We start from the raw sequence: 18957 nt of genomic DNA, 5'->3' as shown, positions 1-18957 counted from the left end.
GTATGCACCTTGCGGAGAATGTGTGCTGAGCGCCCAGCAATGGCCAGGCTCAAGCGGCTTTGATTCGGCTTCAAGGCATCAGCCTGGCACAGCCTTTGCGCGCTCATCGCTACTTTCGCTAAATGGAGGGTCATTATGAGGATCGAATTCACCGGACGCCGTGAAGTGGTGGCAGCGGCGCGCGTAGCCTTCGAAGCTAATGTCGATGGGGCTGACGTCTGGTGCAGCGTGTCGCTGGATGCGCTGAACGACCATTTCGGCAACGAGGGTCCGTCGGCCCACAATCTGGTCGGTACCTTCGAGGCCAATCGCGCGCGGATTGAAAATGCTACGCGGCGAGTCCTCGAGAAAAACGGGGGACGATCCGTGGAGCTCGAAACCGGGGATTTCAACTGAGGTCTCAACGTTCCGGGCCTTGACCTGGGAGGGCGGTCCGGTATCTATTCGCCGGGCCTGCTCCGATAGCTTTTCACTCGCAAACCACCTACCCTTCAAAGCACTCGAGCACTCGAGCACTCGAGCACTCGAGCACTCGAGCCCTCGAGCCCAATCCGCACTAGCGAAGCGCGATGGATTCGTCTGACCTCACGTCTCACGTCCTCGCGCGCGTGGAGAGCGTCATGAAACCAATGCCAAAGGTCTTCGCCGCCATCGTGGTCGCGTTCGCGGTATTGTGCGCGCCCATGCGAAGCGTTTTTGCTCAAACCGCGGACAGCCTCGTGGGGTCGTGGTCGCTCGTTTCGCTGACGGTGGCGAAGAGCGGTAACGAAGTGGAATTGCTCGGTCCGCATCCGCAGGGGCAACTCATCTTCGGCAATGACGGGCGCTACGTGCTGCTCGTGCTGAGTTCCGATCTGCCGAAGTTCACTTCTGGGGAAAGGCAGCAAGGCACGGCGGAAGAAAACGCGAAGATCGCTCGCGGCAGTGTCGCGCATTTCGGCACGTATACCGTGGACCCCGCGGCGCGGATTATCGTCTTTCACATTCAAAAGAGTTCGTTTCCGAATTGGGACGCGGATGTTCAGCGCCGCCCATTTACGCTCGACGGCGACCGGCTGACGTACATCACGCCCGGCGCCTTCGGCTATGGATCGTCGAAAGTCGTGTGGCAACGAATCAAATAGCGCGCTTCGCCTGTAATCACAGGGATAATCTGAACTGCCCGGTGCGCATGAGCGATGCCATCGAGTCCCGACACGATCAATTGCAACGCCGTCAAGTACGTGAACGTGAGCTTCGGCTTTTTTATGTGCTGCGGTATAGTCGCGCCAACCGATCGCAGATACGCCTTGGACCTTTGCCGCGTGCCTGGCAGGCCGAGGCATTGACTATCCGGAGAACGTCGTGCAGGAAATCATAGAAGGATTCATCCGCTTTCAACGCGAAGTCTTCCCGCAGCAAAGCGCATTGTTCAAGCGCTTATCGATTGCGCAAAATCCACGCACACTGTTCGTGACCTGCTCGGACAGCCGTGTCGTTCCTGAGCTATTGACCCAGGTGGAGCCCGGCGCGCTGTTCGTGATCCGCAACGCGGGCAACATCGTACCGTCTTACGGCCCGGAACCGGGCGGCGTATCGGCCACTGTCGAATACGCGGTGGCAGTATTGGGCGTGCGGGATATCGTGATTTGCGGCCACTCCAATTGCGGGGCGATGACGGCGATCTGCACGTGCACGAACCTCGACCATCTGCCGGCCGTGGCGGGTTGGCTCCGTCACGCCGATGCGGCGAAAGCGATTAACGCATCGCGAACTTATGCGTCAGATGCCGAGCGTCTCGACGCTCTCGTCAAAGACAACGTGATGGCGCAACTCGCGAACATTCGTACGCATCCGTCAGTGGCCGTGGGCCTCACGAACAAATCGTTGCGACTGCACGGCTGGATCTTCAATATCGAAAGCGGCGCCATGCTCGCACTCGATGGGCGCACAGGAGAGTTTTTGCCGTTGGTGGACAACCCTGAAATTTATGCAGTCTAGCTTCGGACCGCAGCCCCACGAAAAGCACATGCGGTAAAACCGGAAAACCTCTTCGGCGTTCCGGATAGCAACCTATACTGCCAGAGCGCCTGAAGCAGGCGGCATCGCTCCAGCGCTTGTTGCAACACGCGCCGATGACGCCGCTCGATGGAGCGCCACGAGCCAGGCAGCTAGCCGCCTTTCGATGCATTGGATCTTTTTCAAGGAGCCGCCATGTCTACCGAATCCGCGCACGTCGATAGCTACCTGTTCGAACCGGTCGCGCTCGGGCCGCTGCAGTTGCCCAATCGCATCGTGATGGCGCCGCTGACGCGCAGTCGCGCGAAGGAGGCCGACGTGCCGAGCGAACTGGCCATCGAGTATTACGCACAACGTGCAACGGCCGGTCTCATCATCGCCGAGGCGACGCAGATTTCGCAGCAAGGCAAGGGCTATGTGTTCACGCCTGGTATTTATGACGACGCCCAGGTACAGGCGTGGAAACATATTACCGATGCCGTGCATGCGAAGGGCGGCCATATGTACCTGCAGTTGTGGCACGTGGGCCGTATTTCTCATCCGTCGCTGCAGCCGGGTAATGCGTTGCCCGTAGCGCCTTCGGCGATCAAACCCGAAGGCCAGGCCTATACCGACGAGGGCTTCGTGCCGCTCGTCACGCCGCGTGCACTTGAAACCTCGGAAATGCCGGGCATCGTCGAGCAATATCGTCTGGCCGCGCAAAACGCGAAGGCCGCTGGGTTCGATGGCGTGGAAATCCACGCGGCAAACGGTTATCTGCTCGATCAGTTTCTGCGCGACAGGACCAATCAACGAACCGATCAATATGGCGGCTCGATTGAAAATCGCGCGCGCCTGTTGCTGGAAGTGGCCGATGCCGTGACGGAGGTCTGGGGTGGTGAGCACGTCGGCGTGCGTATTTCTCCGCTCAGCAGCTTCGGCGATATCGCCGACAGCGATCCCGAACCGCTGTTCACCTATGTGGTAAAGCAACTCAATGCCCGCAAGCTCGTGTACCTGCACGTCATCGAAGGCGACACGGGCGGCACGCGCGACGTCGAGGGCGGTTTCGATCTGCAGGTGTTGCGCCAGGCATTCGATGGATTGTTCATGGCGAACAATGGCTATGACCGGGAGCTCGCGCAGAAGACGCTCAAGGCAAAACGGGCAGACCTGATTGCGTTTGGCCGACCTTTTATTTCGAACCCGGATCTGGTCGAGCGGCTTCGGGTTGGCGCAGCGCTGAACGAGCCGGATCAGAGCACGATGTATGGCGGCGGTGCGGAAGGCTACACCGATTACCCGACGCTGGACGAGGACGCGAAGCGCTGAGTGGACCTACGCTTCCGCGCACACGCCGCTATGGGCGACGTGTGCGCCTCCTTGCATTGCTACACCGTGCAGATCAGTCGCCCGGGCTATACAGATCGAGTAGCTTGAGCGTCACCCCGTTGGTCCATCCAAAGCCGTCCTGCAGCGGATATTCGCCACCGCCGCCACCTCCGGTGCCCGCGCCTTCCACCACGTACTTTTCAACCAGCTTGTTCTCTGACGCGTAAACCCCTTTCACGTCAGTCAGAAAGCGCGTGCCGATCTGCTGCGCAAGCGCATCCTGGCCATAGCGCTTCAAGCCTTCAATCGCGACCCAGTGCAAGGGCGCCCAGCCGTTCGGTGCATCCCATTGCTGCGTGGTGTTGTAGGTGGTGGTCGCAAGGCCGCCCGGTTGCAGCAGGACGGATTGCACCTGCTGAGCCGTCTTCTGCGCACGGTCCGGCCACGCTGCACCGACCCACAACGGAAACACCATTGCCGCAGTCTTGTTGTCGCGCGGCTTCGCAAGCGTCCAGTCGTAATCGCCGTAATAGCCCTTGGCGTTCCACAAGTACCGGTTGATCCCGAGCGCCCGTTTGGCGGCGCGCTCGGCGAACTCGCCGACACAACGGAAATCGCGCGTCTCGCCGCAGCCTTTCGCGATGGTGATTTCAAGGTGGAACATGAGGCTGTTCAAATCGACCGGGATGATCGACGTGGTGCGCACCGTCGCGAGTGTCATGTTGTCGCCGAACCAGCGGGAACTGAAATCCCAGCCGCTCTCGGCAGTCGCCCGCAACTCGCGGTAGACGTCGTTCGGATTGCGGCCCGTTGCCTGCTGGGCGGTCTGAATGTCCTCCAGATAAGACTCGTCACGCGGCGTGTCGAGTTCATCCCAGTAACGGTTGAGCACCGTGCGATCCGGCATCACGACCACGTTGCGGGTGGCCTGGCCCGGCTGCGTCGAGCTTTCTCCCTGCATCCAGTAGGCGTACTCCTTGCGCAGGGCAGGCAAATACTTCTGATAGACGCCGCGGCCTTCGACCTTCTCCGCCAGTGCGACCATGTACGAGAAGAACGGCGGCTGGGACCGGTCGAGGTAGTAGGTGCGATTGCCGTTCGGGATGTGGCCGAACGTATCGATCTCATAGGCGAAGTTGTCGAGCATGTTGTCGACGAGATCTTCATGCCCCGACTCCTGCAAGCCTAGCATCGTGAAGTACGTGTCCCAGTAGTAGCCCTCGCGGAAGCGGCCGCCTGGCACCACGTACGGCTTCGGCAACGGGATCAGCGAACTGTTTGCCGGCGCGCTCGTGGTGGTGCGGGTGAGGGCAGGCCATAGCCAGTTGATGTGCTCACGCAGCGTCTGATTCGCGGGCGGCGTGATGACGGGTTCACTCGGCGGCGTGAAGTACTGGTTGACGAAGTTCGCCAGCGAAAAGCCGGGATTGTTCTTCTGCTGTTCGTACAGTTGCACGATCGCGGCAGGATCGGCGTTCGGCGTTGCGTCGACGAAAGTCTTCTGATCCGGATAGATCTGCGCGGTTTGCACGGCCACGAAAAGATCGCCGTATAGCTTGTCAGGAGCGGGAGGGAGCGTGCCGCCGACCTGGGTGTCGGCGTAACACACGCCGCTGAGACTGGTGAGAAAAACGAAGCTGGAAACGGCGCTTGCTTTTCTTAAACTGGCAGCGCCCAGCGGCGGGGCGAATGACAGACGAGGGGCGACGCCGATGCGGCGCAATTGCGATGACACAATCATGTCTCCTCCTGAGGAATGGACAACAGGATTGGTCTGCCTCGCGCCCGTGTTCTTCTCATGATTGCTGGGGCGCGGCTAGCATCGCACAAAACGGAGGGTGATTCAAACTATGCGGAAGGAATGCGCCGAGGTGCGCTGAGCAAGCCGATGGCTAACGGCGGCTACCAACAGCCCGGCAGCTTGCGCGCTGCCGGGCTGTTAATTAAGCCTTCCTTCAGTTCGATGTCACGAGCGAATCCGACGGCACGATCCTCAGTGCCCCTGGACCCTGCGCCGCCGGGCTCGACCATGACAGGTGCATGCTGGCCGGGCCCGTACCGTGCACATACTCCACCTTGATCGACGCGCGCTGCTTCGCGTTCAGCCAGGTCGTACCGCTCACGGTGCCTGGCGTCGAGGTCTTCTTGTTGATGACCCGCACCCCGTTGATCCACAGACGAGCCACGTTGTCGCTATTGATCGAGAACGTGTAGAGCCCGGTTCTGGCGGCCTCTATCGCACCGGTCCACCGCAGGCCATAACCCGTCGCGTTGACGCCCGCTGAGGCATCCGGCGAATCGGTGCCGCGCTCGGTGTTCAGGTCGAAGTCGATCAACGGCGCAATCGATGTCTTGACCGGCGCGCTGCTGAAGGTCGGATCGTTGTAGTAGCCCACCTGCAGCACCGGCAGCTTCACATCGAACCCACCCGTCAAGGCCTGAGTCTCCGACGTCTGCCACGGATGACCGTCCGGATAGATCGTTCCCTGGAACGGCGTGGCAGGTTCGACGGTGGCAGGCGCGCTTGGCACCTGGCCCCAGTGGAAGCGCGTATTGGTGCGGCCGATCATCAGTTCCCACACGATGAAGCCCGTCGTGCCGCCGTAGTTCGACACAATGCCCGGCATCGTCTGACCCGTCGTGCCAGGGAAGCCACGCTGCAGCGTTTCGGAATTCAGCGCGCTGACATTGCTGCCGTTCACTGGACCCGTGTACGGGTTGTTGTACGGATGGAACGCATAGAAGTCCGAGAAATACGAGCCTTCGTCCTCCTGCACCTGCGGCGAATTGATCGGCTGCGTCGCACCCGCATTCAGGATCGCGATGCGCGCATCGTTCATCATCACGGCGCGCGTTTGCTGCAACGAGCCGTTGCCGCTGCAACCCGGTTCGTTCATCGGCTCCCAGAAAATGATGCGGGGGTCGTTGCGGTGCGGCGCGACGAAGTCGGTGATGTAGCTCGCGAGACTCGCCTTGTACGTGATGCTGGCATTGGCCGCTGTCGGCTGGAAATACGCCTGCTCGACCGGTGTGCCGGGCGACTGGACCCACTGGCTGTTATGCACGCCCCAGACCGGCGCGGGCTGCGGACCATATGCGGGCGTCGGGTTCCAGCAGTCGTCGTAGAAGATCGGCGAGACCTTGATGCCATGCCGCGCGGCGATCTTCAGCAGGTTCTCGAACTTGCTCAGGAATGCGACGCGATCGTTCGCCCACACGAGGTAGTGCAGATACACGGCAATCGTGTTCATACCGTACGTTTGCGCGTACGTCAGCTCGCGGTTGACGATCTCGGGGTCGTAGTTCTCCCAGAAGTCGATCGCATTCACCGCGTTGGACGGCGTGTAGACCGCACCGACAACCTTGGAGAAATCGAAGCTGGGTGACGTAACGGTCGAATACGTGTGGATTGTGATGTTGCTGAAGGTCGCGCCGACGCCGAAGCGCCGCAGCCCGAAGCTGCCCGACTGGAAGGCCGCGGGGAGGGCGTTGGTGGCGTCGTTGACGCTGATCACGCGCTGCTGGTCGAAATCGACGGTGATGGCCGTGCCGCTCGTCGTGACCTTCAGGTGATGCGTGCTGCCGCCCACGATCGAGCTCATCGGATACGCGATGAAGTTCGTCCAGTTGTTGTTTTCGCGGCCGACCTGCAACACGTGCGAACCGGTATCGAGGCCGATGTAGTAGCCGGTCAGGCTATCGGGGCCGCCGGCGGTGGGGTTGGTCGTGCGCACGATAAAGCCGGCGTTAGCGGCGCCGTTACCCACGGGCGCGCTCACCGTCACATCCGCTTCGTAGGACGCCGTGGCATAGGTGCTTGCGAGCGCAACGGTTTTGTCGCCGGCGCCTGTGCCGTTGGTGGCCGGTGGGGCAATCGTGATGGTCGAACTGCTCGTGCCGGGTTGCCAGCCTTGTGTCGATCCGGGCGCGAGGTAGCTCGTGAAGTCGCCGAAGTTGAGGGTCGTGGTGGAAACCGGAGTGGGCGGCGGTGGCGGGGTGTACGGCGGAAGGTTGAGGGTGGGGTCAGTGATCACAAGCGGGGGTGTCGTCGTTTTCATCCCCAATGGAATGGTCTTCGCGGCCCTGAATTCGGCTTCGACGTTGGCGGTGTCCGCGAGAGCCGCCGCAGAGGCCGCCGACGCTGCCGATGCCGCTGCGGAATCGACTGCCGCGATCTGCCTGTTCGCTGACGCAGTCCCGCCCGGTGAACCGTCATTGCCGCCGCAAGCGCCCAACATGGCGAGCGCCGCCAGCACAAAGTAATTGCGCACCTGTATCTCCTGATGTCCCCGCTTAATTGATGGTCATAATTATTATTAAATTTGCATGGGGCCATAGACAGTGTGTCCAATCCCCATGGATGCGGAAATTGCTATGAATAATATTATTAGTTAGCGAGAGCTGTATCGGTACTTACCCGGAATGGTGCAAACAAGAGGCAGCTTGTCAGGTGGGGGCACGCGGGCTTGTCTGGTGGCGCGGATGCGGAATGGGTGAGGGCAGTTTTTCCAGTCGATCGCGCGCGGCGCCGCAGGCATAATCCGTTTTCCGATTACGCCTTCCTTTCACTGGAGGCGAAACCTAAGCGACGCGCAGCTTCGCGCGTTCCCAGGAAAACTCATGCCGCCCATCACCGCCGTCCGGAGTGCAGGCGTGCCGCTGCGTAGCGTCGCGCTGATTCTCGTTTCGATGTTCTGCTTCGCCGTGGTCGACGCTTTGGCGAAATCCGTCGCGCTCGCGTATCCGGCCAATGAAGTGACGTTCTTCCGGATGCTGTTCGGCTTGCTGCCTGCGGTGGCGGTTTGCCTGCGCGGCAAGCCGCTCATCGAGCGTTTCAGGCAGATGGATGTGCGTGGACAGACCTTGCGCGCGCTGACGTTGCTCGGTGCGTCGGGGCTGTTCTTTGCCGGGCTGCCCTATGTGCCGCTCAGCGAAGCGGTGGCGATCGTCTACTCGGAGACCTTGCTGGTGATCGTGCTTGCACCGCTGCTTCTGAAGGAAACGCTCAAGCCGCGCGATGCGCTTGCCGCCGCGGTCGGTTTTATCGGCGTGCTGTTCGTGGTGCGTCCGGACGGTTCGCATTCGAATTGGCTCGGTCCGGTCCTGCTGATTTCGAGCGCGTTTTTCGGTGCTTTGTCGATCATTCAGATCAAGCGGATTCGCGCCACCGACGATTCGGGCACCACGGTGCTGTACTTCACGATGATCGGCACGATCGTCACCGGGGCATCGCTATATTTCGCGTGGCGCACACCGTCGATCGAAGCGCTCGCGGTGATGGCCCTGCTCGGTGGGTTTGCCACGGCAGGGCAGTTGCTGATGACGATGGCATTTCGACGGGCCGATGCCGGCGCGCTCGCGCCGTATAACTACACGAGCATCGTGTGGGCTGCGCTGTTTGGCTACATCGTATGGGGCGAGACGATCGGCAGCATGTCGTTGTTCGGCATTGCGTTGATTGTCGGCAGCTCGATTGCGGTCGCCGTGCGCGGCAAGCAGACTGAAGGTCCGCTCGTGTAGGTCTGTGCTGCCTTCATCGAATTCAAACGACGGATTAAAATCCGCCTTCATTGCTTCGCAGTTCAAACAATCGTCCTAGGAAAGCGTGGTCAGTAAGCTGGCTTTTTCGGACAACACACCCTGCGTGCGCGGACGAATCGACGTTTGGCGACTATAAATGGTGAATAGCACGCATCCAGTTTGCACTCTTATTCGTACGTGACTGCGCCGGCCCGAATTCGCGGTCGTTGCGGCGGCATCGATTGATTCGCTGCGAACCCTCTGATGAATTCGGGCCCGTTTGCGATACGGCAAACGCGCATGTCCACGATTTGAGAGGGAGACGTCATGGTTGTCGAACCCAGGAAGATAGTTCTCACGAGCCTCTTTGTCGGCGCGCTTGCGATCGCGGCTTATATTTCGCAGTCGGACAAAGGCTGGCTGCCGACGGACGAACTCGGCCTGGAGCGCGACAATGGATCTCACGCCACACGTGGCGATACGATAACGGGCTCAGTGAGTTCCGGGCCGGTCGTTGCACGCAGTGATTCAGCGGCGGCTATTGCCGGGGATTTGCAGGCGGCGCGCAACAGTCTGCAGCGCAACGATCTTGTTTCCGCGCAGGCGCAACTGGACGCGGTGCGTTCAGCACATCGGAACGACGATCAGGTTCTTGCGTTGCAAAGAGAAGTCGAGGCGCGTGCGAAGCAGACGCAGCACGCGCTGGCCGTTGTGCATGGGGACAAGCCGACGCAGCGAGGGGCGAAATCGGCGCGATCTTCGGCGACGTCTTCCGGGAAAACAGGCCGCACGCACGAAAGCTACGTAGCGACGCGCGAACGCTCGAACCGTGCGTCCTCCAGTTACTCGAAGACCCGGCATGCTCTCGAAACCGCGGTAGCCGATGTTAGTGCGGGTAGCCTCTCGAACGGGAGAGCGAGTGGCGTTGGCACACCTGCTGGTGCGAGTTCGTCATCCTCTGTTCCGGCCGAGGCGAAGGCACTCTCCGGCGTAACCAGCGCGCCTGCCGTGTCAACGCCGATACGACTGATACAGCCAACAGAGCCAACAGAACCGATATCAGCGCCGCCAGGCTCGCAAGCCCAGCTAAGCCCGCAAGCCATACCGGCGCCATCGACACCTCAACTCGCGCCCGCCGCCAGCGCGTTGTTGAAATCCGGGAGCGGGCCAAAAACCCGCGCACAGGTACGCGCGGAGATCGCCCGCGCCCGCGCCGACGGCAGCCTGCCCACGTTCGGCAATCCGGACCCCGCGGGCCCCGGCGGCGCACCGAGCATGACGGGGGCGCCGCGTCCGTGAAGCTGCTCAGTCCGCAGTTAGTGCAGCGACGCAGCGATCCGTGCAGAACTGGGTTTCTCCGTGCAATGTGATTTCTGCGCGGCCTTTAAAACTAACAATAACTATTTTCAATTTCAGCAATAATGGATTGAATTTGTTTATTTATCTGCCAAGATATTCCAATTAATTTCCATTGGAATTAATTGGAATTATAAATCGGCCTTAATTCGTTGTTGACAGATATTTGCCATGCTATTCTGCGTTGGCTTGATTCTCCGAGAGCAGCATCAAATCAGGCACTTGGGGCGTGCTCGCGAGAGGAGTACGCCCCATTTCATTTTCGGCAGCGGACTGGCTGTTACGTGAAATGATCGGCAATCTAAAAAATCAGTGGCGTCGTATATACACAACGTCGTAATTAACTGAAAAACAGTATTTCGATTAGTGGGATATTCTCGGCCGCTCGATAGCATCCGCTATCCGAATCAGGAGAGAAATCCATGAATAAATTCGTATTGTCGGGCCTCTCGCTCGCACTCATCGGCGCCGCGGGTGCCGCCCACGCACAAAGCTCGGTCACGCTGTACGGTTTGATCGATACGGGCCTGACCTACACCAGCAATTCGGGCGGCAGCAGCAACTTTCAGCAAGCCAGCGGCATGCTGAACGGCAACCGCTGGGGCCTGCGCGGTTCGGAAGATCTGGGCAACGGCCTGAAGGCGATCTTCGTGCTGGAAAACGGCTTCAATCTGTCGAACGGCAAGCTGGGGCAGAACAGCCGTGAGTTCGGGCGTCAGGCCTTCGTCGGTCTGTCGAGCGACCAGTTCGGCTCGGTCACGCTGGGTCGCCAGTACGACAGCGTGGTCGATTATCTCGCTCCGCTCGCGCTGAACGGCACGCAATACGGCGGCACGCTCTCGGCACACCCGTACGACAACGACAACCTGAACAACTCGGTGCGTATCAACAACTCGGTCAAGTTCCAGAGTGTCAACTACGGCGGCTTCAAGTTCGGTGCGTTGTACGGTTTCTCGAACGCAGCGGGCAGCTTCGCGGACAGCCGCGCCTACAGCGTCGGCGCATCGTATGCATTCGGCGGCCTGAAGTTCGCTGCGGGCTACCTGCAACTGAACGGCGCCGGCTCGACGACTAACACGAGCGGTGCCGTGGCAAGCGGCGACTCCACGTTCAACGCAGGCCTTCAGCGCACCTATGGCGCCGGTGTGAACTATGCGTTCGGCGCGGCCAACGTCGGCCTCGTGTTCACGCAGACGCAACTGCACAACGCAACGTCGATCGGATCGTCGGCGTCGGGCACGACGAGCGGATTCGCGCTGACCGGCGGCAGCGCGCGCTTCACGAACTATGAAGTGAACGCACGTTACGCATTCACGCCGGCATGGACGGTGTCGGGCGCGTACACGTTCACCGACGCACGTCTGAACGGCGCGAGCCCGAAGTATCAACAACTGACGTTGCAGACCGACTACGCCTTGTCCAAGCGTACCGACGTGTATGTTGAAGCGGCATACCAGCACGTCGGCAGCGTGGGTGATTCGGGCGTCACGGCGGATATCGTCGGTGTGAGCCGTTCGTCAACCGATTCGCAGGTGGTTGGCACGGTGGGTATCCGTCATCGCTTCTAAGCGGCTGGTGTAGGCAGTAAGCTGTAAAAAAAGCCCGCATTTCGCGGGCTTTCTTGTTTCCAATAGAGCCGTAAGCGCTGCAACCATGAAGGCCTCCGCCGCGCTAAACGAGAATCGCGTTCATTGTGTACCATGCAGATTGCTCTGTGCGCTCAGTGCGCCTCAAGCTCGCTTCGTGCCTTAGCCCCCGCTGGATTGCCGTGAACAGCGCTATCGAATCCGAAGCGCCTGTTATTCCCACACCCTGTGCCGGATGAACTGACATGCAGATAGAGCCGTTTCAGATTGCCGTGCCTGATGCCGACATAGCCGATCTTCACCGGCGGATTCACGCGACACGTTGGGCACCGGCGACGCCGTCGCCCGCCTGGCAGCAGGGCGCCGACTCCGCCTGGCTGCGCGAGCTCGCGCAGCACTGGGCCGAGCGTTTCGATTGGCGCGAGGCGGAGCGCAGGTTGAATCTGCAGCCGCAATTTCTTGCCGAGGTCGACGGTCAGCGTGTGCACTTCGTGCATCGACGTGGCGTCGGCCCTACGACTTATCCGCTCGTGATTACGCATGGCTGGCCGGGATCGTTTTTCGAGTTTCACGCGCTGCTCGACCGGCTATGCGACCCGACCGCATTCGGCTGCGATCCCGCCGATGCGTTCGACGTCGTCGTTCCATCGCTGCCCGGCTTTGGCTTCTCGCAGGCTCCGGTGGGGCCCGGTACTTCCGCGTTTCAGGTGGCGGATTTGTGGGTCGCGCTGATGCGTGGCCTCGGTTATGAGCACTTTGGGGCCCAGGGCGGCGATCTGGGCGCCGGCGTCTCGATCGCGCTCGCGGCACGGCATCATGAGCATGTCGACGGCATTCATCTCAACTTCCTGCCGAGTTCATACGAGCCCGCGAGCGGTGCCGCGCAAACACCGCTTACGCCCGCGGAGGAAGCCTATCTGCGGGAGAAGAACGAATGGGTCGCGCTCAAAGGCGGCTACGCTCATATGCACGCCACGAAACCGCAAACCGTGGCGGCGTCGCTGAACGATTCGCCCGTGGGCCTCGCGGCGTGGATCGGTGAGAAGTTTCGCGCGTGGAGCGATTGCGACGGTGAAATCGAGCGGGTGTTTTCGAAAGACGAGTTGCTCACCAACATTTCGCTCTACTGGTACACGCAGAGTATTGGCACGGCGATGCAGATGTATTGGGAGAACCGGCTGCAGCCGATGCGCTTCGCCGAGGGGCAACGCGTCGTGCCGCCGGTGGGCTTCGCCTGTTTCCCGAAGGAGATCAACCATCCGCCGCGCACGTGGCTCGAACGGACCTTCGACGTCGTGCAATGGACCGACATGCCGAGCGGTGGCCATTTCGCTGCGATGGAAAAGCCCGATCTGCTCGCTGCCGAGATTCGCAAGTTTTTCAGGAAGTTGAGGCGCTAGTCCGATAGCAACTCTGGTGCACGGCGTGGTGCGCTTGCGGACTTAATCTTCAAATAAGGTCAGGACCCACCACGGCGACCGCACAGCCGCGTATGATCGACGGTCGTTGTCGCATCCGGTTTTTCGTTAGCCGACGTTCGCAGCGCCGCCGGCTCGCCGAAACCCGATGCACCATGAAATGGCAGCTCCCGGTACGCGCCTGATTCACGAGGACAGGCATCCGCGGCCATGGAGCAACAAGAGCAATGTCGTGCGAGGGGCCTGGCCACACCAGGTTTCAGAGCAGGCCCGGCGAGAAAACAAAAAAACAATGCAGAAAATGAAGGCCATCAAGCGGCGTGTCATCTACTTCACGCGCGATCCTTCGCCGGCGCTATTGGCGAGTTTCGAGGAGCGCGATTGGCAGGTTGACGTCATCGGCTCGGTTCGTGGCGTGCGCGAGGCCGTGGGTGACGGCTCGCTGGCGGCTGGCCTGGCCGATCTGTCGAGCGTGTTCGATCCCGGTGACATTGCCGCGCTGGAAGCTTGCCTCGCGATGCCGAACATCGGCTGGGTCGCGATGACCGCGGCGCCGGAACTCGATGACGCCGCCATACGCAGGCTGGTGCGCGACTACTGCTTCGATTACGTGACGCTGCCCACCGCGGACGCCAGGGTGATCGATACGGTAGGCCATGCCTGCGGCATGATCTCGCTCGGCGAGCCGGTGTTTGTGGATACGTCTACGGCAGAAGACGAGATGATTGGCACTTGCGATGCCATGCTCGCGTTGTTCCGCTCGATCCGCAAAGTGGCCGCAAACGATGCACCCGTTTTTGTCTCCGGTGAATCGGGTACGGGCAAGGAGCTGACGGCGGCGGCGATTCACGCGCATTCGGCGCGTCGCAACGCGCCGTTTGTCGCCATCAACTGTGGCGCGATTCCACCGCACCTGCTGCAGTCGGAGTTGTTCGGCTACGAGCGTGGCGCCTTCACAGGGGCGAATCAGCGCAGAATAGGGCGCGTCGAAGCCGCTCACGGCGGTACCGTGTTTCTCGATGAGATCGGCGATCTGCCGTTCGAGAGTCAGGCGAGCCTGCTGCGCTTCCTGCAGGAAAGCACCATCGACCGCCTGGGCGGTAACGGTTCGATCGATGTCGACGTGCGCATCATCTCCGCCACGCACGTCAATATGGAGGCCGCGATCGAAGACGGGCGCTTCCGTACTGACCTGTATCACCGTTTGTGCGTACTGAGAATCGACGAGCCGCCGCTTCGCGCGCGCGGCAAGGACATCGAACTGCTCGCGCTGTACACGCTGGATCGCTACAGGAAAGATGCGAGCCGTCGGCTATACGGTTTTTCTCCCGACGCGATCACGGCGATGCATCAATACGACTGGCCCGGCAACGTGCGGGAACTGATCAACCGGGTTCGTCGCGCCATTGTGATGTCGGAGGGGCGGACGATTACCGCTGACGATCTCGAACTGGCGAGTTACGTCGCGACCGCGCCCCTGACGCTTGCACAGGCACGCGAGACAGCGGAGCGGCAGGCCATCGAACTCGCATTGCTGCGCCACCGCGGACGCCCCGGCGACGCCGCGCGCGAGCTCAGCATTTCACGCGCGACGCTGTACCGTTTGCTCGGCGCGCATGGCATGCGATACGGGGGAGACAGCGCCGCCGAAATGTGACACCCGACGCAAAGATTGCGTACGGCAGGCAGGTAACTTGTTCACTCGAATGTTAAGGCGCCAGATATTTTGGCGTACTTTCGACCGGCTGAAAGCCGATTGACGGCACCCGCGTTGCGTCTTGCTGACTCTTGCTGACTTTTGGCGGAAAGGCAACGCAGGGACGTGAAACGATAGTTCATACCTGATGCCTGCGCCCCGGTTCATCCGACTCCATCGCCGCAGATCAGATCACCCGGCTCGAGCGTGACGCCATAAAGGCGCGAGCCGCGGCACGATGGCTGCGCATGGCTGTGCACCTTGCGCAGACTTCTGACTTAGCCCATGAAAGGAGAGGCGGATCAATCCGCGAACGATAGCGGCCACGCTGGAAAAAAGCGAACCGTCTCTCACGCCTGGTGAGGAGCAACGTGAATCTTTTTCCTTGCACGCTGGTTTATGTGGATGTGGACGTGAGTCCGGGTCCCAACTCGACGAATCGCGATCCGCTGGCGTATGTGAGTCAGGCGATCTGCCTGAACAACAGCTTGCGGCGAGCCGGCATGCCGAAGCTGACCATCATGACCAACGCGCCGGCGGTGGTCTCGCAACGGCTCGAAGGCATGGCAAAGGAGCACCGGCCGGCACTGATGACGTTGAAGGCGACAATCGAGTTGCCGAAGAACACGCCGTTCTATGCCGCGCATTTCAAACTGGACCTGATGGATCAGATGGCCGATTCGCTGCCGGCCGACACGATGCTGTTGCTGCTCGACGCCGACATGGTCGCGTTGCGTGCGCTCGAACGTAATCTGATCGAGCGCTGCGCTGAAGCCGGACTCGGCGCATTCGATATTTCGGATCAAGTATTTCCGCCGTACGGCAGCGACTGTGTTGTTGCGGATCTCGAGATCGTGGCGGACAGGCGGCTCAGAAATCCGCGCTGGTACGGCGGCGAGTTTCTTCTGGCGACGCCCGCCGCATTACGCCGGCTGGTTCCGTGCGCGCGTGCCAGTTACGCTCGCTACGTCACCGAAATCGGTCGCGTGAGACATCACGGCGACGAAGCGTTTATTTCCGCGGCACTCAACGTACTGGTCGACGAAGGGCAGGGCCTGATCGAGGTGGGTGCTTATCAGGCCGTTGGCCGTCATTGGCCCGGCAATAATTATCGCGATCTGCGGTGGTTTCGCTGCTGTTCGTTCGTTCACTTGCCAGGCGGTAAGGCGTTGCTGGAACGCGAGGCGCGTTTTTCTGAGTTCGCACCGGACCGTTTCTGGCGCCAGATGCGCATGGCGCATCTGCGCGGCCGTGTACGTCACGCGTTGAAACGGCTCGCCCGGTTGCTCAGTGTCGAACGCCTCGCGACGCTGTCTGCTTACGCCTTGCGCAGCGTAAAGAGCTAGGCGCTCACATCTTCACGTCGATGCGGCCATAAACGCCATTGGCTTCGTCGTTAGGCCCCGCAGCAAAAAACAGCGTGTTGGTCGGCTGATTATCGAGTCCGTTACCGAACGCGATACCCCAGAGCCCAGGCTGCACGAATGTAGTTCCGTTCGACAGGTTGATGGTGCCGAGGGATTGCCCGCTTGCCGGATCGAACGCGTTGATCGTGCCGTCGCCGAAATTGCCGACCAGTATGTCGCCACTGAAGCGGCCGAAGTTGCCAGGCGCCTGTGCGACGCCCCACGGCGCGTTGAGCGGACCTGCTGACGCAAAGTGCTGCAACAGGTTGCCGGACGTATCGAATACGTCGACGAAACCCAGGCCGGAACCGTCGACATTGTCATGTGCGGCTGCGTCCTGTTTGGCGTAGGTCACGAAGAGTTTTGAGCCGATCGCCTGAATGCCGAACGGCGCAAAGCCTGCCGGCAGCGTTGCGTCCTGAAACTTGCCTGGCATCGCGACTTTCGCGAAGTTCGTGTCGAATACGTCGATCCTGTTGTTGTGGAAATCGGTGGCATAGAGGAAGTTCGCCGTGCCATTGCTGGCGAGCGCGAGCCCCTTGTAGACCGCGCCGGCACTGCCGCCATCGAACATGACGATCGCGTTCGTGGGCGCGACCGCCGGCGCCCATGCGGTGATCGTGCCGCCTTCGCCGGAGAAGATAAAGGCGCCTACGCCGGACTTGCCGCCCTGTGTGACCGTAAAATCGGTCGTGCCGTTGAATACGATGCCGGTTGGATTCGCCGTGCCGCTGGTTCCATTCGGAATGCTGACGACCAGGGACTGCGGCACGCCGTTGCCGTCGTAGAGTGTGGCGACTGAGGTCCCGTTGTCCGCGACCCAGACGAAACCCTTTGGATTGAACGCGACACCCCATCCATTTTTCAGATTGGGGTCGGTGTGCGGCGCGGAGACCGCGCCGTCGGAGACCAGCACTGACGAGGTAAACGACTGCGAATTGATAGATCCGGAACTGCCGCCGCACGCGACAAGACTCGTCAAAGCCGCGGCGCTCACCACGGCGCTGAACACTGTAAGCACAGACTTCATGACCGCACCTCTCTCAAGACCGATGGTCGTTGCGGTTATTGAACGAGGCAGGTGGTGGGTTTATTCCTTTGGTGGTTGAACAATTTTGATTTGATTTATCAGATCGTGCCGAACAGTGCCCGGGGGCGATCCTTCAGCGTGCCCGTCAACAGCCGCAACGCGCTCACGAGTTGATCGCGGCTCGTCGCGCAAGCGAGATTGATCCGCACGCCGTGCTCGATCTCCGACCTGTCCACCGCAAATGCAGACGACGGCATCACCACGACGCCGCGCGCCTTCGCATTCGCCGCAAAGTCGTCAGCACGCCACGGCGGCGGCAGCTTGAGCCACACGAACATGCACGCCGGGTCGGTCTGCAGTAATTCCTGTGGCAACAGCTCGCGCGCCAGATCCTGCCGCGCGCGAATTTCAGCGAGCTGCGCGTCCATGATGTGGCGCGCGGTGCCGTCCTCGATCCAGATCGAAGCAATCAGCATCGACATCGGCGCGGGCATCCACGCGGTGGTGCGCACCGCCTCCGCACACAGCGCGGAACTGTCCGGCGGACTCAGCAGGTAGCCGAGCCGCAAACCGGGTGCGAGAATTTTCGAGGTCGCCGCGAGGTGGAACGTCAGTTCCGGACACAGGCTCGCAATGGTCGGCAGGCGCTGCGAAACCAGCGGCCCATAAACGTCGTCTTCGATGATTGCCACGCCATGCCGCCGTGCAATGTCGACGAGTGCCATGCGGCGTTCGAGGCTCATCGTCGTCACGGTCGGGTTCTGCAGATTCGGTACGGTGAAGATCGCCTTCACCGGCATGCGGCGGCAGGCACGCTCCACCTCGTCGGTCAGCAAGCCGTCGCGGTCGCTCGGAATGCCGACGATCTCGAACTGAAACACGGGAGCCAGAGCTTTCAACCCGTAGTAGGTGAGTTGGTCGGCGAGGATTACGCCATCGGTGCCGATCAGGCTGTTCAGCACCGCATACAAGCCGTGCTGCGCACCGCTCGTGACCACCACGTGGTCGGGCGCCGGTGTGAAGCCTGGCGCGGCCATCCAGCGTGCGCCGGCGGCGCGCGCCCAGGCGGGGCCTTGCGGCGGCTGGTACTCCTGCAATTGCGGGTACCGCGGATCGCGCGGCAATTCCGCCAGCGTGCGCGCGAGGCAGTTCAGGAATTCGCCGGTGGCCGGCCGGTTGACGGTCAGGTCGATCGCCGCGTTGCTGGCCGGCTGGGCCGGTTCGACGCTCGGCATGGCGCCGCCGGTCACGAGCGAGCCGCGCCGTTTGCTGCCGATCACCAATCCGCGTAACTGCAATTCCTTGTACGCGCGGGACACCGTCGACACATTGATGCCCAGTTCGGTGGCCAGTTGCCGCTGCGGCGGCAGGCGGCTGCCCGGCGGATAGACGCCGCTGCGAATCTCGTTCTCGATCGAACTGGACACCTCGACATACGTGGAACGCTTCGCCTGCGCCGGCGCGCCGTTGGTCCCACGCGCTGTGTCTTTGCCAGAAGCCATAAGAACTGGTGTCTCCATACAAAATCGACTTTGTCCGCGATTGTGCGGAATTTTGCCGATTCTATACCAGACAAGCGCCGCCGCAACGCCTAAAAACGGCGCTCCAGAACGGTTCGCGTCCGGTGCGCCCGTGT

Annotated in this window: 14 protein-coding genes; 10 read left to right on the top strand and 4 right to left on the bottom strand. The window is 61.1% G+C overall.

Annotated features, from left to right (window positions below):
- Positions 1 to 135: 135 nt before the first annotated feature.
- The 4 genes from M0D68_RS30345 to M0D68_RS30330 all read left to right on the top strand — a co-directional run bounded on the left by M0D68_RS30345 (position 136) and on the right by M0D68_RS30330 (position 3309).
- A complete protein-coding gene (locus tag M0D68_RS30345; protein ID WP_054035399.1) occupies positions 136 to 396 on the top strand; it encodes a DUF1488 domain-containing protein in 261 nt (86 codons plus the stop codon).
- 224 nt (positions 397 to 620) lie between these two features.
- On the top strand, positions 621 to 1124 hold the full coding sequence (locus M0D68_RS30340) for a lipocalin-like domain-containing protein (protein WP_211707141.1): 504 nt from the start codon (positions 621 to 623) through the stop codon (positions 1122 to 1124).
- A 220-nt stretch (positions 1125 to 1344) separates the two neighbouring features.
- Positions 1345 to 1980 (top strand): carbonic anhydrase, encoded by a 636-nt coding sequence (locus M0D68_RS30335; RefSeq protein WP_093644324.1) that lies wholly within the window; start codon positions 1345 to 1347, stop codon positions 1978 to 1980.
- Positions 1981 to 2193: 213 nt separating this feature from the next.
- Positions 2194 to 3309 carry an alkene reductase gene (locus M0D68_RS30330; RefSeq protein ID WP_211707140.1) on the top strand — a complete coding sequence of 372 codons (1116 nt, stop codon included), beginning with the start codon at positions 2194 to 2196 and terminating at the stop codon, positions 3307 to 3309.
- A 73-nt stretch (positions 3310 to 3382) separates the two neighbouring features.
- Here M0D68_RS30330 and treA read toward each other — a convergent pair whose 3' ends face one another.
- Both treA and M0D68_RS30320 read right to left on the bottom strand, forming a co-directional pair.
- Complete coding sequence (gene treA / locus M0D68_RS30325) at positions 3383 to 5050, bottom strand: alpha,alpha-trehalase TreA (protein WP_211707139.1); 1668 nt, start codon at positions 5048 to 5050, stop codon at positions 3383 to 3385.
- Positions 5051 to 5264: 214 nt separating this feature from the next.
- Positions 5265 to 7580 (bottom strand): PA14 domain-containing protein, encoded by a 2316-nt coding sequence (locus M0D68_RS30320; RefSeq protein ID WP_244869798.1) that lies wholly within the window; start codon positions 7578 to 7580, stop codon positions 5265 to 5267.
- 349 nt (positions 7581 to 7929) lie between these two features.
- On the opposite strand from M0D68_RS30320, the gene M0D68_RS30315 reads away from it, so the two are divergent.
- The 6 genes from M0D68_RS30315 (at position 7930) to M0D68_RS30290 (ending at position 16231) form a co-directional block, all read left to right on the top strand.
- Positions 7930 to 8829: a DMT family transporter gene (locus tag M0D68_RS30315; protein WP_211707138.1), complete on the top strand. Its 900-nt coding sequence runs from the start codon at positions 7930 to 7932 to the stop codon at positions 8827 to 8829.
- A 327-nt stretch (positions 8830 to 9156) separates the two neighbouring features.
- Positions 9157 to 10128: a DUF4148 domain-containing protein gene (locus M0D68_RS30310; RefSeq protein WP_200618847.1), complete on the top strand. Its 972-nt coding sequence runs from the start codon at positions 9157 to 9159 to the stop codon at positions 10126 to 10128.
- A 479-nt stretch (positions 10129 to 10607) separates the two neighbouring features.
- Positions 10608 to 11753: a porin gene (locus tag M0D68_RS30305; protein ID WP_200618848.1), complete on the top strand. Its 1146-nt coding sequence runs from the start codon at positions 10608 to 10610 to the stop codon at positions 11751 to 11753.
- Between the two features lie 263 nt (positions 11754 to 12016).
- Entirely contained in the window at positions 12017 to 13171 is a 1155-nt protein-coding gene (locus tag M0D68_RS30300; protein ID WP_211707137.1) for an epoxide hydrolase family protein, read from the top strand.
- Between the two features lie 319 nt (positions 13172 to 13490).
- On the top strand, positions 13491 to 14846 hold the full coding sequence (locus M0D68_RS30295; protein ID WP_211701021.1) for a sigma-54 dependent transcriptional regulator: 1356 nt from the start codon (positions 13491 to 13493) through the stop codon (positions 14844 to 14846).
- A 410-nt stretch (positions 14847 to 15256) separates the two neighbouring features.
- A complete protein-coding gene (locus tag M0D68_RS30290; protein ID WP_200618850.1) occupies positions 15257 to 16231 on the top strand; it encodes a hypothetical protein in 975 nt (324 codons plus the stop codon).
- A gap of 4 nt (positions 16232 to 16235) precedes the next feature.
- Here M0D68_RS30290 and M0D68_RS30285 read toward each other — a convergent pair whose 3' ends face one another.
- Both M0D68_RS30285 and M0D68_RS30280 read right to left on the bottom strand, forming a co-directional pair.
- Positions 16236 to 17321, bottom strand: coding sequence for a TIGR03118 family protein (locus tag M0D68_RS30285; protein WP_200651836.1), 1086 nt, complete (start codon positions 17319 to 17321; stop codon positions 16236 to 16238).
- Positions 17322 to 17419: 98 nt separating this feature from the next.
- Entirely contained in the window at positions 17420 to 18823 is a 1404-nt protein-coding gene (locus M0D68_RS30280) for a PLP-dependent aminotransferase family protein (protein WP_200618852.1), read from the bottom strand.
- Positions 18824 to 18957: the final 134 nt, after the last annotated feature.

Origin of the sequence: Paraburkholderia sp. SEWSISQ10-3 4 (assembly GCF_030464785.1) — a bacterium.
In the GTDB taxonomy this organism is placed as follows: Bacteria; Pseudomonadota; Gammaproteobacteria; order Burkholderiales; family Burkholderiaceae; genus Paraburkholderia; species Paraburkholderia aspalathi.
This window is presented reverse-complemented; position numbering and strand designations above follow the sequence as displayed.